We start from the raw sequence: 15,419 nt of genomic DNA on the forward strand, positions 1-15,419 counted from the left end.
CAGCCGCGAAGTGCTTCCCATGTTCTCGCGAGAGCCCGGAAAGGGGCGGCGCCCTGCGGAATGCACCGAGCGGAAGCCGCCCCGCGGTCTGCGCCCTACGCGGCTGGGAGTTCAGCCTACGGCCACTCACCCGTGAGGATTTCGGCTCCGTCTTCGGTGATGGCGATCGTGTGCTCACTGTGTGCTGTCCGGCAGCCTGTCGCGCTGCGGAGCGTCCACCCGTCGGGGTCGGTGACGAGTTCAGCGGTGTCCGCCATGACCCACGGTTCCAGTGCCAGCAGCAGCCCAGGGCGCAGTTTGTATCCACGGCCAGGCCGTCCGGTGTTCGAGACGTGCGGGTCCTGGTGCATCGTTGATCCGATGCCATGACCGCCGAACTCGGTGTTGATCGGGTAACCCGCGCCGCTGAGGACCGTGCCGATGGCATGCGAGATGTCGCCGATGCGAGCCCCGGGCCCGGCAGCGGCGATCCCTGCGGCCAGCGCGCGTTCGGTTGCACTGATCATCGCGACGCTCTCCGGGGGCTTTGCGTCACCCACGATGAAGCTGATGGCAGCGTCTGCAGCGACTCCACCTTTGGAGACGGCGAGGTCGAGCGTCAGCAGGTCGCCGTCGGCCAGCGTGTAGTCATAGGGCCGACCGTGGAGCACGGCATCGTTGACCGCCGTGCAGATGTAGTGGCCGAACGGGCCGCGTCCGAAGGACGGTTCGTAGTCGACGTAACAGGACAGCGCTCCCGCCTCGGCGATCATGGTCTTGGTCCACCGGTCGATGTCCAGAAGGTTCACGCCGATCCCGCTACGGCTCTTCAGCGTCTGCAGAATGTCAGCGACCAGGGCGCCCGTGTCTTTCGCTCGGGCCAGGAGGGCGGGGTTCAAGATCTCGATCATGCGGCGCCCTCCCCGGCTGCGAGTGCGCGAGCCACGACCCGGCTGACCTGTTTCATCGTCTCTCGTGCTGCGACGGTCTTCATCTCCACCATGTGCCGTGGCTCCCTGCGGTACGAATCTTCCCAATACTTATACCGGTATTAGTATCACGGGCATGATGGGAGTTCCTTCGGCCCCCTGAAGAGTGGCAACGCGGAGTGCGCTTCGAGGCCCTGCTCCGGTGGTAGCGCTGCTGGCCTACTTACTGGACCTGTCGCCGGAGCGCTGCCTTCGGCACAGTCGGCGTGGTGGCACGAGGCCGGCGACAGAGGCGGTATGCCCGGCTGCAATCCCGCGTGATCATGGGCAGCGGTGGCGTTCAGTGGTCAGTCGGGGAACCACGGACGTGGTGTCACGTGGTGTCGGGTCAGGCGGGTGGCGTAGGCGCCTCGCCCAGCGCCCTGGCACCTTCACACCAAGCGGATGGCCGGCTGACGGCAGCCGCAGGTGGCTTGAGGTGCGAGGCGACAGGTGAGGTGGCGCGGCCAGGGTTCCGTCGTCTGCGGTTGCCGGAACGCGGGACGCCCTCACGCTGCGGGACGGCGGGGTGCCCTCAGCTCGCGGGACGGCGGGGCGCCCCGCGCAGCGCGAGGTACGGGGCACACTCATGTCGCGGGGATATCGGGCGTCTTCACGTTCACCTCGCCGCAGCCGACGCGCTTCGCCTCCGCCTTGACGTACGACGGCAGAACGGCAAGGGAGAGCGACTCTTCGTCGTGCGACCCGCCGTCCCTCCCCCACTCATGCGCCACGAACGCGACCCGGCCTGACTGGCAGTGGGCCGTGTAGACGCTCAGGCCGCCCGCGTAGGCGCCCTGCCCGTCACCGCCGAGACGCGCGGCCCGGTTTCCTAGGACCCGCGAGACGACACCGGCCAGCTCCGGGTCCGCCACGGTCATCAGCCGGAGCCTGTTCGGACCGAAGGGCTGCCTCACGTCGCACGCCCGGACCCCGCCCGCCGAGGGCGCGCCCGGCTTCGCGCCCGGCGTGGTGCGTACGACCTTCGCTTCAGGCCCACGAGCCCACCCGGGCAGCCGGACGCCCTGAATCCCGCAGAGCCGGTCGGCGTCGACGTCCGGCAACTCGTTTCCCTCCGGGGCGCGGGGGAGCTTCGGCGGGTCGTCGTACCGGCCCTCGCAGCCGTACCGTTCAATGACCCCGTTGGCCAGCCGCACGACCGCGCGGGACATCGCGTCGAGGCCCCGCCGTGCGTCGACCTCGTTCTGACCATCAGGGTCAGACTCGCCCGAGGCGAGGGTGACCACCCTCAACGGCGGTTTCTCGCCCGGCTCGTACGACCGTTCCTCACAACTCGCGGGGAGCGTCACCCAAGCACGGGCGGAGGACGCCATGCCGGTGACCCCGTCGCCGAGCGGCGTCATGCGGGAGGAGAGGTACTCCTCCGTCCAGCTCCACGCCTGCGCGCCCCGCAACTCACCCAGCGTCCGCACCGACGCCGTAACCTCCGACTCCAGTTCGTCGGCCCCGAACCCCTGCATGCTGCACTCCGTGTGCATGTGGTCCTCCGTGGCCCGGCGCAGCGGAAGCTCACTGCTGCGGACGTCCGTGTCCGAGAACAGCGCGTGCGCGACATCGGGCGAGAGCGAACCCCAGCACATGTCCCGCGCCACGAAAGGCAGTTCGTTGAAGCGCCACGCCACGACGCCCGACCCCAGCAGCGCCCCGACGAGCACGCCGACAAGCGCGATACCACCCCGGCTACGGGACAACCGGCGCATCCGGCCCGTGGGCTTCGGCGCGGAAGGATGTGGGGCAGAAGACTGTGGGGCAGAAGGCGGAGGTGCGGGGGCCTGCGGTACGGGCCCCCCCACCTCGGGGGTCTCCTGCCCGGGCTTTTCCACCTCGGGGGTCTCCCGCCCGGGGGCCTTCGGTTCGTCCGGCATCTCGTCCTTCCTCTCGGGGTCTGTCCCGGTCATCCGCGCGGCCCCACGGCCGGGCAACCAAGCCGTTCGGCAACGGAGTTGGCGGACCGAGCGAACACACGGCGGCTGTCCGGTTCCGCGCCCTGCTCCAGTTCCTCGTCCAGGTGCAGGGAGAAGACGGTGGGCCGACCCCGGCACTCCGCGATGACCAGCCCGTTCCCGCCCGCGACCCGGCCCTTGCCCCGCCACCCCGCCCCCGGGGACCTATCGCCCGCCATGCCCGCGAAGAGCGCGGTCAGCCTGGGGTGAGACGTCATCACGAACTGGCCCCGCGCGATGACGTCCTGGTTCTTGTCGGAGAGTTCAAGGGAACAAATCTGGAGACGCTCCCAGACGGTGCTCGCGTAGCCCCCGAGCGTGCCGCGCCGCGGCTCGATCCGCATCCCGGGAACACGGCACGACGGCCGGCCTCCCCGGTAGGTCTCCTCCTGCTGCGCCGTCCGCACGGGGGCAGTGATCCGTGATGACTCTCCCTGGGCGCAGCCCGCCTTCTCCCGCGCGGCGTTCGCCAGGGACAGCAGCAGATCGGCGACTTCCCGTTCGGAGTCGAGTTCCGGCACCGAGCCCTCCGACCGCACGGTGACAACCATGGGCACGTCCCCGCTGTCACACTCCTCGGGCAGCACGAGCGTGCCCCGGTCCCTGCCCACGACACCGGGCATCCCCTCGGGCAACGGCGCGGCGTTCCCGTACAGCGCCTCGGCCAGCCACGCCCGACGCGGCTGGCCCGTCGAGCGGGGCGGCGGACCGACACGGGCGACCAGCCTGTGGCCACCGGCCGTCTCCTGCGCCCCGGGGGCGTCGCCGCGCACGGTGGGGTCGACGTGCCTCATCTCCTCGGTCCCGGGCACACCGAACGCCATGACACATGAGGCCTGTTCACCACGTTGCGGCGTACCGGACTCCTCGGCCGTCCGCGCGAAGTCGTCCCCGAGCACCTGCGGGCCGCTGCCCTCCTGCCAGGCTCCCCAGCAGTAACTGCGCTGGCGGAAGGGCCCGGCGTCCATTGCCCACGCCACCAGAGTCGCGCCCCCCAGCACGACGAGAGCCAGGGCCAGGACGGTCACCGTACGGCGCCACGTCTTCCGAGCGGTCCTCTCCACCTTCTTGCCCCTTCCCGCTCGCCGCTCATCGACAGTCCGAGGAGGCTACCTGCCGGGTACGTGCGTTCGGGGAGTGGGGCAGCAGGGCGGAGATGGAGCGATGGTGGTGATGGCGTCGGCGACGCTCCGTCCGCTGTCGCACAGCAAGGTGCGGTCACGGAAGGGCTCGTGCTCGCCGCGCTACGGCAGGTCGAGCGGGTACTGGCCCCGTGGAGGGCCTTGAGGGCCTGGGTGATCCGCCGGGGCTTGTGCGCGCGGGCCGGCGGCTTACAGGATGCTCACGCTGATGCGTTTCGGTCCATCTCGGGTCAAGACGTACGACGTGAGTACCTGCCGCCATCAGTAGCCGACGTGGAAGGTCGCGTCCTGCTTGTCGGTGGTCGTGGAGATTGGATCGATACGCAGGGCGTAGTTGGAATGCCGTATGTATCGGATCGGGTTGTTGTACGAGCGGAACGACGCCCAGCTCGCGTCCGCGAGGCCCGCCGTGCGGTAGAAGGTCGCGTCGTCGGCGAACGTCGACGTGCCGTCGTTCACCTCGAGTTGGAGCTGGTAGTTGTAGTGCCGCAGATAGCGGGTGGGGTAGTTGACCGACCTGAGGGAGACCCCGGAGCTGTCGGCGAGACCCGGCACAAGGGTCCACAGGGAGTCCTTGTAGGGCTCGATCGGGTACTCGTCGATACGGCCCGCGAGGTCGGAGTGGCGGACGTAACGAGCCGGGAAGTTGAAGGACTTGAGCCGGTTCCAGGCCGGCGCGCCCCACTTCGCGAGCAGGTTGTTGTACTCGGCCGTGGTGATCGTCGCGATGCCGCAGTGCTTGGAGTTGACCGGCTGGGTGTAGGTCTTCTGGTCGAGGGCCATCCAGGTTCCCGAGGCCAGGCTGCTGGACTGCCAGGCGTAGAAGACACCGTTGGGCGTGTAGGTGTCGCCCCACAGGCGCCAAAGGCCGCTGGAGGACGGAGACTTGACCAGCGTCGGGGCTTCGGTGCCGCCGTGTGCCACGCCGGTGCTGAACTCGGTGAAGCTGCCCGGGTTCAGGGAGGTGGATCTGGCGCCGACCAGGGTCTGGTTCTTTTTGAAGTAGAGGTAGTTGTAGCCGTTCACGCCCACGGCCATGTCGCCGTCGATGACGTCGTAACCGGGGTCGAAGAAGACCTGCGGGGCGGAGGCGGTGACGAAGTCACTGGTGTAGTTGACCATGATCACGTTGTGGCCGCTGCTGTTGACCGAGGAGTAGATGACCGCGTACTGGCCCCGGCCTGCGTCCCAGAACGCCTCGGGCGCCCAGCTGTGGGTGGTCATGTCGTGCAGCTTGAGGCGCCGGTAGCCGGTGAAGGTGCGCAGGTCGGCAGAGTCCCAGACATGGATGTACTGGCTGTTGTAGCTCCAGTCGGTGCCCTTGAGGTCGGTGGCGATGGCGACGAACGTGCCGTCCTGCTTGCGCATGAGGAACGGGTCGCGCAGACCCAACGCGCCGGCTGTGGGTGTGACCACGGGGTTGTTCTGGTTGAGCGGCGTCCAGTTCAGCCCGTCGGGGCTGACGGCCAGGTGCAGGCCGTAGTCGGTGCCGTCGCCGAGGTTGGTCGACTCGGTGAAGTAGCACATCACGTACGCCGAGTCGGCGGCATGCGCGGTGCCCGTGCTCAGGGTCAGTGCGCCGGTCACGGCCAGGGGGGTGGCGGCGGCCAGGCCGAGGAAGTGGCGACGAGAGGAACCGGGGCGGGAGGTCATGAGTGCTCCAGGGGGTGGGGGGCGGGGGACCCTCAGGGCGACGAACGGGGGGCACAGACGCGGCGATTGGTCGATATATCGAACACAGTTCGGTGAATCGATCAGAAAGTAGGCGTGAGGCGGCGGGAGGTCAATGGTTCTGTCGTTTCTCAAGGGATTCTCTGCGGCTGAATCAGCTGGAGGCGTCCACGCGCGGTGACGCGGTCGGCGATCCGAGAACGGCCCGGAGGCCGCTCGGCGACTCCTACTCAAGGGTTCAACGGAGCTTTTGCATACGCTGGTTGGCGCTCACGGGCGTCTTGACACCCGTCAGGTTCCAACCGGCATAGCATCAGGTGGGCGAGTCCGCTTCGCTCTGCCGTTGCTGCGCCCGGTCAGCGGAATCAGAGTCTCCAGGTAGGCCCCCTGACCCAGGAACCCAGCAGATCTCGGCGCAGGGCCGCAATGTCCTGCCGCAGCGCGAGCCCCTGCGCGGCCTTCGTGAACGTACGGCAGGCGGGGCAGCGCGGCCTCGCTTCGGCGGATCCTCGGCGACGAGCTGGCCCACTCCCCTGGCCTGGTGCGCGCCGCCGACCTGACCACCAGAGCCGCGATGAACGCCCCCACAGAAGGCCGGGTGATGTAGGCCGGTATGCGCACCCTTCCAGTGCCGAGCGACCCGGTCGCCCGGCCGCAGTGATGAAGAGCGGCTGACGAGACGATGAGTCCGGCGCCCTGTACGGCGAAACCTCGACGCAGCGTGCGCACCCGCGATGCCCGACCCGACCATCGACTTCCTGGCCGCGTCCCGATCGCATCCGCCACCTGGCAGCCCCAAGGCCACCAGGCGAACCTCGAGCCGCGCGGCACAACGCGACGGCATCGTTCCTGAACTCCGCCGGATACGGAGACTTACGTCCCCCGAAGCACCCTCCCTCGGACCCGCAAGATCCGTTGTCAGAGTGTCCACACCTCAGGGGTCACCCCAATCGTTCCTGGGGACCTCCGACTCGTCGTGCGGGGCCGCCCCAGAGCTTCTGGGGCAGCGGCACCCAGGGCGAGGGCGAGGGCTGCCAGCAATCCCGCCGCTTCGGGCCGGACGTATGACGCCCGGCCCTTGCGGTGTGCCACCCCTCGCGTGTTGGGCCTCGGCCCCGCTACGTCACTTGCAGGGGGGCACCGCGCCGTTGGCCTTCACGTAGCGGGCGGCGACCCACCCCTTGGGGATCTTGACCTGGTACCAGGTGCGGTTGCCACCGACTGGCTGACCGGCCTTCCTGCAGATCAGGTCGATGGTCTGTCCCTTGCGGAAGGCCCCGGTGACCGCCGACTTCGAGGTCGGCTGCTTCCGCACGTTGATCCCGAGCTTTGAGCTGACCTTGCCCTTGACCACCTTGGGCGGCGCGAGAACAGTGAGCTTGGCCTTGCCCACCCACTTGCCGCAGCCAACTCCGCCTACCGTGACCTGGTGAGCGCCAGGGGCAGCCTTCGCCCTCACGCCTGCCCGGCCCGTGTACACCGGCGGGTTCCCCTTCTTCGCCAGGGCCACTGTCCTGGCGAAGGCATCGGACCTCGCCTGCACCGAACGGCACGTCTTCGGGGCGCCTACGACCTTCACCGTGACCACACCCCCCTGCTTGGCCGTAGACGGGGTAATCATCGCCCTCGGGGCCGCGCCCGTACCAGCCGCCGGCACCGTGCGAGCATCCGCCTGCGCGAAGCCGGTCATCGCCACGGAGGCGAGAGCCACCGCCGCACAACCGCTCACGGCACTGCGAAACATCATGTCGATCTCCTTTGCGACCACAGCAGGCCTCCTTAAGGGAGCCCAACGCGCTGTACTCGGAGGAACAATAGGCGCAATAATGGGCATAGTTGGCTATCTACGCCATGACACGCATTCTCTAGCTAAATGCGGTGACAGTCATCAACGGCATATCCGTTGGAAAACGGGCGGGGCCGCCCGTGGGCTGCCGGGCAGCAGATCACGCGGGACGGCCTGCAGACGGCCGGTGATTCAGGTCCGCTCAGAGCCCGGGGCAGTTGTGGCCGCTCGGTCACAAGACAAAGGATCATGGACTGTCCTGCGCGGCGGCCCCTTCCCCTGAGCGCCTCCGCAAGGTCGAACGCATTCCCGCGAAGGTCAGCGTTCGGGCCGATGACGTGACCGACGCGGAGACCGGACGACGCAGGCACTGGTCTCAGGACTTTGCCCCCGCTCCGACCCGCGAACGTCCCTCAACTCAGAGGCGTAGAACGACGCGGGGGCGGAACTGTGGGCAACAGATCCCACAACGGCCGTGAGCCCGCTGCCCAGGCCGCCAGCACCTTCCGGTCGACCAGGTGCATCCGCAGTTGCTGAGCCAGCGGAGCACACCGCACAGAGAAGCGCCCGTTGGTCACCACCAGGACCACGTCCGCCCCATAGAGCTGGCGGGCCGTCCCGTTGACGCGCTGCAGGTCGGGCGTGCCCACCGGCGAGCCCTGCGCTCCGTTCCTTCGATGCTTGCACTGGATGACCCACTTGCGGCCCAACGGGTCGGTCGCGAGCACGTCCGCACCGTTGTCGCCGGCGCCGCCGATCTGTCGCGCGTCTGCGCAGCCATCGCGGCGCATCAAGTCACGCACCGCGTACTCGAAGTCACGGTGGTGCAGCCCATCGATCTGTGCAAGGGCGAAGCGCAGCCCCCGCCGCTGGACGTCCGCCCACATGGCCCGCTGCCGCCGCTGATGCACGATGCCCGCCCCCGCCACCGCAGCCGCCACGGCGAGCACCACCAGCACCCACCAGTGCGCAATCAACCAGTTGACGAGCGCCAACACTGCGGCCGCTCCTACAAGCAGTGCCACGAGCCGGGCCTGCTGCCGTTGCTGACGCCTGGTCGGGCCTCGCCGGCCACGCCGGCCACGCCGGGCGGGCGCCCGCCGCGTCACTGCTCACCGGCGCGGGGCGTGAAGCGGATCGGGTACGAGACCGACTGGTTTGGCTCCGGCTTCTGCTTCTGCTTCTGCTTCCCACTGCTGCCTGGGAACTTGATCGGATACTGCACCGACTGATCGGGCCTTGGCGAGCGGCCCGTACCCCCGTCGCCGCCTAAGTCCACGGCACCGTCGCCCATTCCCGCGACCGCGAGCGCGAACACGGCGAATATCGCCATCTCCTTCCGCGCCCCCGCCGCCCAGCGGTAGTGCGCCCGCACCCGCGTTCCGTCGCCTTTCACGTACGAATCGATATACGGCACCGTCGCCCCCTCAGTCGACCGCCTCTGCGTGAGCTGTCCATGCTTGCAGCAACCACTGACATCGAGTCAGGTATGGATCACGCCAAGTGATCCTCGACCAGGGGAACCGAGCACGGGTCACGCCGTGATGCCTCCCGCGGGCCACCAGACGAAGAGGCTACGCGGCCGGGCGAGCGCAAGCCTGGCAGCCCCACAACGGCCGCGCCTGGACTGCGGCTACCGCCCGACGGAGAACCCCACAGCCTGCCCGACGCGGTCGAAACGGTCTGGCCGAAGACGGTCTGCACCACACCGAGGAGGGCGAAGATAGCGATCAAGATAGGCGACCAGCAGCTCAGAGTCGCGCGGCGTTCCGGAACTTGCCAGGGCCACGCAATAGGCCGGACCAGCGCAGCAGACCTCGCTGGCCAGCAGGAGCCCCCCGAGGCGTTCACGGAACTCGGTCCGGCGGGAGACAGCCACGAGCCATGTGGCAGTCCTCCGCTCCCGCCACCCACCCTCAAGAAGGGTGGCAATCTCATTCACGGTGATAACTCCCGCGTCCTCGCTGAGCCGTCGCAAGAATCGGTCATACTCAGGGCTCTGCATGCGCAGCACGCTGCCGCTGAGCTTCATGTAGCGCCGCTCGGGCGTGACATAGCGGCGAACCAGGGCCAGCAGTTCTGGATCGTCGTGGGCGTGGCATATCACAGGGCCGATCATGCCTCTCGGGTGCGCAACGAGGCCACCCTCTTTTGACGTTGCGCCGCCCGGCCAGGGAGAGCGGCACGGCGCCTGCGGGGCCTTCAGGCCGCGCGGCTGCTCGCCTTGTGCTGGCGGCCGACGTTCCGGCCTCGATCCTCACTGCTCTCACCGAAACCCGTCGACAACACGGCGGACTGAATGAACTCTGCCAAGCGCGACTGAACCGGCTACGTCAGCCGCCGGCGAAGCGACAGCTACGAAGTCGGTTTCTCTCGTGGGTGATCCCCGGCATCATGGCCGCCGGTGGATTCATGTGCGAGAGGACGAGTGCGGCGGGTGTCTGGAGACGGGCAGACTGATCTGACGGAGCTGTGGCAGCAGCGTTGGCCCAATTGCCCTCCGGTTGGGTACAAGCTCCGTGCCCCGTATCGGGATGTTTGGGTACGTTTTCATAGCTTGCCGGAGTCGAAGCGGTACGCGAAGGACGAGAGCGAGTACGCCGTCGTCCTGGGGCGTTACAACACCGTCCTCGATGAGTTGTTCGCTGGTGCGGACGTGTATGTGATCACTCCGCTCTGGATGACCGAAGCCGAGGTTCCGTCATGGCAACCCGTCACGGGGTACTGGCAGAGCCTGCTGGTGGAGGACGATCCTGACCCTGAGTTCCGCACTTACTGCCACCTTTTCGCCGAGCGCCGACCCTGGCGGCGTGGCTGCATCGACGAGTTGCTCCGCGACATAGCCGACGACAAAGTGGCGGGAGTCCTCATCACCGACACCCGGATGCAGCGCATCCACCACCCCTACGACGGTGGCGCCGACGTCTTCCTCGCCACCCCGGAGGAACGGGACCGGTTGCGCGATCGGCATGCCGACTGGCTTTCCTATCATCCCTCGGGGCTCTGACCGGCTCGGCTCTCCGCCCCGCTCAGAATCGTCTTTACCGCAAGTACCGGGTTGGGAGGCTCCACGAGTTCTTTGGCGGCGACGAGCATGAGATGCGCGGGTGCATCACTGTCCAGCAACGCGCTCACGTATTCGATGGCCTCCGCGGGTGAGAGCACGAGCAGCCGCTGGCGCAGTGTCCGCACAGCGTGCATGCGTCCGCGCGTAGCTGCGACTTCGCACAGCACATCGTGTAGATCGTTCACTGCGGTGCGCACCGGCAGCCCACGTATCCGCGCTCGATAGTCGGCCTCCCACCCTCCGGTTACCGCGGAGACGACGCCGATCTGGTGCAGTCCGCCGTCGACACGGTCGATCAGGTACGGCCCGTTGCCCACCAGCATGAACTCCGGGTTCCCAGTGCGCACGAACTCCTCGGAGGTCCAAGAGACGATCCACACCAGCTCGCGCTCCTCGACGTCGACCACAGCCATCCGCATCGCGTCCACACCCGCAGCCCGCCACTGCTGATAGTCGCGCTCCAGCTGTTCTCGACAGCCCGAACGGCGCCCTCTCGCTCGATCACGCGTGCAGCATCTCGTACGGACCCTCTCTCGACCAGCCAATGCGCACGGCCCAGGGACACGTACGAGTGGTCTGACGAACCTTCATCCTCAGGAATACGACAGCCACGGAGCACGAGCTCTGCGCCAGTACGCTGCGGTCAGCGAGCAGGAGCGTGACCTCTGGCCGAACAGGTCAGAGGCTGGTTATGTCTTCATGACCTACCACTACCGCACTATCCCGCGCTGCCCGGCGGCAGCCGACTCGTGATCAGGTCGAACAAGTCCGTCAGCGGCTCTGCGACATCCTGACCGAACTCAGTCAGCCCATAGGTGACTTGGGGCGGTGTCGTCGGCTCGACCTCCCGCCAGACCAGGCCGTCCTGGACCAGTGCGCGCAGGCTCTGAGCAAGCATCTTCTCGCTGATGCCCTGGATGCTGTCGCGCAGCTCGTAGAACCGAAGGTCGTTGCTCCTCAAGGAGATCAGCACCCAGATACCCCACCTGCTGGTCACATGGTCGACCACGCCGCGCGCGGGGCAGTCGGTGTGAAACACCTCATACCCACCGCCTGTCCCGCCCTGCGTGAGCTGCGCGCCTTCCCTCATGTCCGGAGCTTACCTCTGGGTATGTCCTTACGAGAAGTAAGCCTTGCTCCTAGCGTCAACTACCGCAGTGCTCAACGGAGTAGGAGCTGAACATGATCGTGGTGACCGGAGCTACCGGGAACGTGGGCCGACCCTTGACGCAGGCCCTGGTCGAGGCGGGCGAGCAGGTGACGGCGGTGTCGCGGCAGGCGGTAGCGGTGCCGGACGGAGTCCGGCATGTGCGGGCCGACTTGGCCGACCCGGCGGGCCTCGTGCCCGCGTTGGAAGGGGCGAAGGCGCTGTTCCTTCTGCTGTCGGGCGACCTGCACGCCCCCGAAGCCAAGCCGGCCGATCTCATCGGCCTGGCCGCGGCCAGCGGGGTCGGCCGGGTCGTCCTGTTGTCGTCGCAAGGCGTGGCGACCAGGCCGCTCGGCCCGACACGGGTCGCGATGCGCGCGGTGGAGGACGCGCTGCGCGAGTCCGGCCTGGAATGGGCCATCCTGCGACCGGGCGGCTTCGCCTCCAACGCCTTGGCCTGGGCAGCATCCGTCCGCACGCAAAAGACGGTCGCCGCACCTTTCGGCGATGTCGGGGTTCCGGTCGTCGACCCGGCGGATATCGCCGAGGTCGCGGCGGCCTGCCTGATCGACGGCCGACACGCCGGCCAGGTCTTCGAGCTGACCGGGCCGGAGGTGATCACGCCGCGCCAGCAGGCGGAGGCTCTCGCTTCCGCGCTCGGCTCGTCGTTGCGGTTCCACGAACTCACCCGCCAGGAGGCCAAGGCCGCGATGACCCAGTTCGTGCCGGCGGAGCTCGCTGACGACACCCTGGACATCATCGCCGCGCCCAACCCCGCCGAACTGCAAATCAGTCCGGACGTGGAACGAGTCCTCGGACGAGCACCGCGCCCCTTCAACGACTGGATCGCCCGCAACCTCGCCGCTTTCCGCTGAGACACAACGCGGCTGCAGCGCCCGTGCGGCCTTCGGTCGCCACCCCGGTCGAGGCGCCGGAGCAGGTGGCGCCACATCTGCTGCTCGCACGCTCGTCCTACCACTCGACGCAGCTGGCGCGCGGAAGCCCAGCTGCGTACAACCATCGAGCTCGACCCCGTAGAGCCGTACGAGGTACGAGGGGAGGCTGATGGACGAGTTCCAGCGCTCCTGGCTGTTTGCACAGCTCGGCCCGGATCAGTGTCCGGGCCGAGCTGGAGCGCCGGGACATGGCACTGGCGGTGACGTGGCTGATGCCGGGGTCCGGTGCCGGTACCGGTACCGGTAAGGCTCACGTGGCCTGTACTGCGTCGCCCTGTCCGCTGCTCGGTGTGGCGTGGGCGATGAGGAGAGCGACGTCATCGTGGCCGTCGGGATGACGCAGTGCCTCCAAGAGCCGGTCGCAGGTGTCCTCCAAGGGGCCACCGGCGGTCTCGTCGAGTTGAGTAAGCAGGGTCTGGAGGCGGTCGTCGATGTCTTGGTCACGGGTTTCGACCAGGCCGTCGGTGTACAGGACGAGCCGGTCGCCGGGGGCAAGATCAAAGGTCGTGGTGTGGAAAGCGACGCCTCCGACGCCGAGGGGCGCGCCGGGGGGCAGATGGAGGAGCTCTGCCGGTTGGCCGGCGCGTACGAGGGCAGGGGGCATGTGCCCGGCGTTGGCGATGCGGCACTGCCTGCGGTGCGGGTCGTAGACGGCGTACAGGCACGTGGCGATGTAGTGCTCCAGGGTGCAGGTGAGCTTGTCCAGCTGCTGGAGCACTTCTTCCGGGGCGAGGTCGAGCTGGGCGAACGCGCAGGTCGCGGCGCGTAGCCGGCCCATGGTGGTGGCGGCTGCGATGCCGTTGCCCATCACGTCGCCGACGACCAGTGCGGTCCGGTCGTGCGCGAGGGGCAGTACGTCGAACCAGTCGCCGCCCACTTCGATGCTGGCTCCTGCGGGCTGGTAGCGGGAGGCGACGTACAAGCCGGTCAGGGGCGGCGGGTGGTCGGGCAGCAGGCTGCGTTGGAGGGTGATGGCGGTGTCGCGGGCGATTTGGTACCAGCAGGCGTTGTCGATGCTGACGGCGGCGCGAGCGGCGAGTTCCCCGGCCAGGATGGAATCGTCCTCGTTGAAGGCGGCGGTGTCGCCGGTGCGCTTGAGGTCGAGGACGCCGAGGACTTCCCCGCGGGCGATCAGCGGGACCGCGAGGTAGGAGTGGACGCCGGCACGGGCCAGGAGCCTGGAGGCGGTGGGGTTTCGGGCGATGCGGGCGAGGTCGCCGGGGCCCACGTGCGGGACCAGGACGGGGCGTCCGGTGCGTACGCACCTTGTGACCAGACGGTCGGGTTCGTAGGCGGCGATGTCGCCGGGCGGGTCGGCGGCCTGGACGGCTTCGCTGGGGCAGGCGGCTGCGAGGGCCAGAGCGCGGAAGACAGCTGGGGTGTCACTGTCTCCCACGGCTGAGCTTGCGCCTTCCAGGACGGAGTCGAGGATGTCGACGGTGGCGATGTCGGCGAGGGCGGGAACGGTGAAGTCAGCGAGTTCGTGGGCGGTCTTTTTCAGGTCGAGGGTGGTGCCGACGCGTTTGGAGGCGTCGGCGATCAAGGCCAGGCGGCGCCGGGCTTGGTCGGCTTCGATGGAAGCACGGTGGCGTTCGGTGATGTCGATGACCGAAACGGCGATGCCCAGGATGCGTCCGCTGGGGTCTTCCAGCCGGTAGTAGGACACCGACCAGGCGTGATCGCGGTCCGGTGCGGCCTCGGTACGGCCGATCGCAGACTGATCAACGACGGGATCTCCCGTACTGAGGACCTGGCGCATCGTGGCCTCGATGGCCTCCGCGTCCAGGCTTGGCAGCACATCGCGCGAGGTGCGACCAAGGTGCTCTTCGGCGGGAACGCCATTGATGCGCTCCAGAGCCGGGTTGACGGCGACGTAGCGCAGCTCGGTGTCCAGGACGGCCAGGCCGATCGGGGACTGGGAGACCAGGCGGGTGGAGAGGGCAAGGTCCCGCTCCACGGTGCTCAAGGTGGCCTGGTCGGTGGCGATACCAAGGGCGTAGAAATCTCCCTGGTCGTCTTCCAGGCGCATGTTGCGGAACTCCACCAGGCGGGTGCTGCCGTCCTTGTGCCGGGTGGGGAACACGCCGGCCCAGCCGTCGCCGCTGTCCATGACCTTGGCGAACAGCTCGATCACCACGTTGAGGTGCTGTTCGTGGACAAGGAGGTGGGCGGCAAACCGGCCCAGGGCTTCCCTGGCGGTATAGCCGAACAGCTGCTCGGCCTGCGGGCTCCACAGCACGATCCGCCCCTCCGCGTCCAGCACCACGGCTGCGACCCGGAGCACGTCCAAGAGCGCCCCTGGAGGTGCGGGGCCGGGTTCAAGGGGCCGCGGCTCGGCTCCGAAAGCGCCGGTTGAACCCATCCGCCCCTCCTTTCACTGCAGTGCCCGGGTCTGGTGCCGCGAAGGCTGGGGCGCTGCTCTCTTCCATTCCATGGTCCTCCGGATCGGCCAGGTCAACATAGTCTCGGATTGCGCGGCCGGGATCGAAACGTGGCTGCGCCGACGGCGTGGCCCGCTCCCGCCGGGCAGCCCGGTTCACAGTGCTCTCCAGACTCTGAGGCGACGTGGAAGCCTTCGTCCCCAGTGCCGTCCCGGGACATGGCTTCCCGTAAAGCCGCCATCTCGATGTGGAGCGCGTCGCCGGCGTCGCAGTTGTTTCAGCTGCCCATGCCGGTGGCTACGCTGCCATCGGCCGTCTCTCGGACTACTGGCAGCGCTCCCCTGCCGCCACCGGGTTC

13 protein-coding genes are annotated in these 15,419 nt (G+C 68.2%); 2 read left to right on the plus strand and 11 right to left on the minus strand.

Annotated elements, in window-relative coordinates:
- Window positions 1-116 precede the first annotated feature (116 nt).
- The 8 genes from map to ACGFX9_RS26830 form a co-directional block, all read right to left on the minus strand.
- On the minus strand, window positions 117-890 hold the full coding sequence (map, locus tag ACGFX9_RS26795; protein ID WP_393476997.1) for a type I methionyl aminopeptidase: 774 nt from the start codon (window positions 888-890) through the stop codon (window positions 117-119).
- A 644-nt stretch (window positions 891-1,534) separates the two neighbouring features.
- Entirely contained in the window at window positions 1,535-2,659 is a 1,125-nt protein-coding gene (locus tag ACGFX9_RS26800) for a hypothetical protein (protein ID WP_393476999.1), read from the minus strand.
- A 203-nt stretch (window positions 2,660-2,862) separates the two neighbouring features.
- Window positions 2,863-3,975, minus strand: a complete 1,113-nt coding sequence (locus ACGFX9_RS26805) for a hypothetical protein (protein ID WP_393477002.1) — start codon at window positions 3,973-3,975, stop codon at window positions 2,863-2,865.
- Window positions 3,976-4,314: 339 nt separating this feature from the next.
- A complete protein-coding gene (locus ACGFX9_RS26810; RefSeq protein WP_393477004.1) occupies window positions 4,315-5,706 on the minus strand; it encodes a glycoside hydrolase family 43 protein in 1,392 nt (463 codons plus the stop codon).
- Window positions 5,707-6,847: 1,141 nt separating this feature from the next.
- On the minus strand, window positions 6,848-7,471 hold the full coding sequence (locus ACGFX9_RS26815) for an SH3 domain-containing protein (protein WP_393477007.1): 624 nt from the start codon (window positions 7,469-7,471) through the stop codon (window positions 6,848-6,850).
- 452 nt (window positions 7,472-7,923) lie between these two features.
- A complete protein-coding gene (locus ACGFX9_RS26820) occupies window positions 7,924-8,508 on the minus strand; it encodes a restriction endonuclease (RefSeq protein WP_393477010.1) in 585 nt (194 codons plus the stop codon).
- Window positions 8,509-8,615: 107 nt separating this feature from the next.
- A complete protein-coding gene (locus ACGFX9_RS26825; protein ID WP_393477013.1) occupies window positions 8,616-8,906 on the minus strand; it encodes a hypothetical protein in 291 nt (96 codons plus the stop codon).
- Between the two features lie 237 nt (window positions 8,907-9,143).
- Entirely contained in the window at window positions 9,144-9,629 is a 486-nt protein-coding gene (locus ACGFX9_RS26830; protein WP_393477016.1) for a DUF6000 family protein, read from the minus strand.
- 438 nt (window positions 9,630-10,067) lie between these two features.
- Here ACGFX9_RS26830 and ACGFX9_RS26835 point away from each other — a divergent pair, with 438 nt between their 5' ends.
- On the plus strand, window positions 10,068-10,517 hold the full coding sequence (locus ACGFX9_RS26835; protein WP_393477019.1) for a hypothetical protein: 450 nt from the start codon (window positions 10,068-10,070) through the stop codon (window positions 10,515-10,517).
- Here ACGFX9_RS26835 and ACGFX9_RS26840 read toward each other — a convergent pair.
- Window positions 10,499-10,990 carry a YrhB domain-containing protein gene (locus tag ACGFX9_RS26840; RefSeq protein WP_393477022.1) on the minus strand — a complete coding sequence of 164 codons (492 nt, stop codon included), beginning with the start codon at window positions 10,988-10,990 and terminating at the stop codon, window positions 10,499-10,501. The two genes, ACGFX9_RS26835 and ACGFX9_RS26840, sit on opposite strands and share 19 nt — an antisense overlap.
- A gap of 305 nt (window positions 10,991-11,295) precedes the next feature.
- Complete coding sequence (locus ACGFX9_RS26845; protein ID WP_393477024.1) at window positions 11,296-11,667, minus strand: winged helix-turn-helix transcriptional regulator; 372 nt, start codon at window positions 11,665-11,667, stop codon at window positions 11,296-11,298.
- Window positions 11,668-11,759: 92 nt separating this feature from the next.
- On the opposite strand from ACGFX9_RS26845, the gene ACGFX9_RS26850 reads away from it, so the two are divergent.
- A complete protein-coding gene (locus tag ACGFX9_RS26850; protein ID WP_393477027.1) occupies window positions 11,760-12,599 on the plus strand; it encodes an SDR family oxidoreductase in 840 nt (279 codons plus the stop codon).
- Window positions 12,600-12,930: 331 nt separating this feature from the next.
- On the opposite strand, the gene ACGFX9_RS26855 is transcribed toward ACGFX9_RS26850, so the two are convergent.
- A complete protein-coding gene (locus tag ACGFX9_RS26855) occupies window positions 12,931-15,042 on the minus strand; it encodes a SpoIIE family protein phosphatase (RefSeq protein WP_393477030.1) in 2,112 nt (703 codons plus the stop codon).
- Between the last annotated feature and the right edge of the window lie 377 nt (window positions 15,043-15,419).

This window comes from Streptomyces sp. NPDC048436, assembly GCF_043200355.1.
GTDB lineage: Bacteria > Actinomycetota > Actinomycetes > Streptomycetales > Streptomycetaceae > Streptomyces.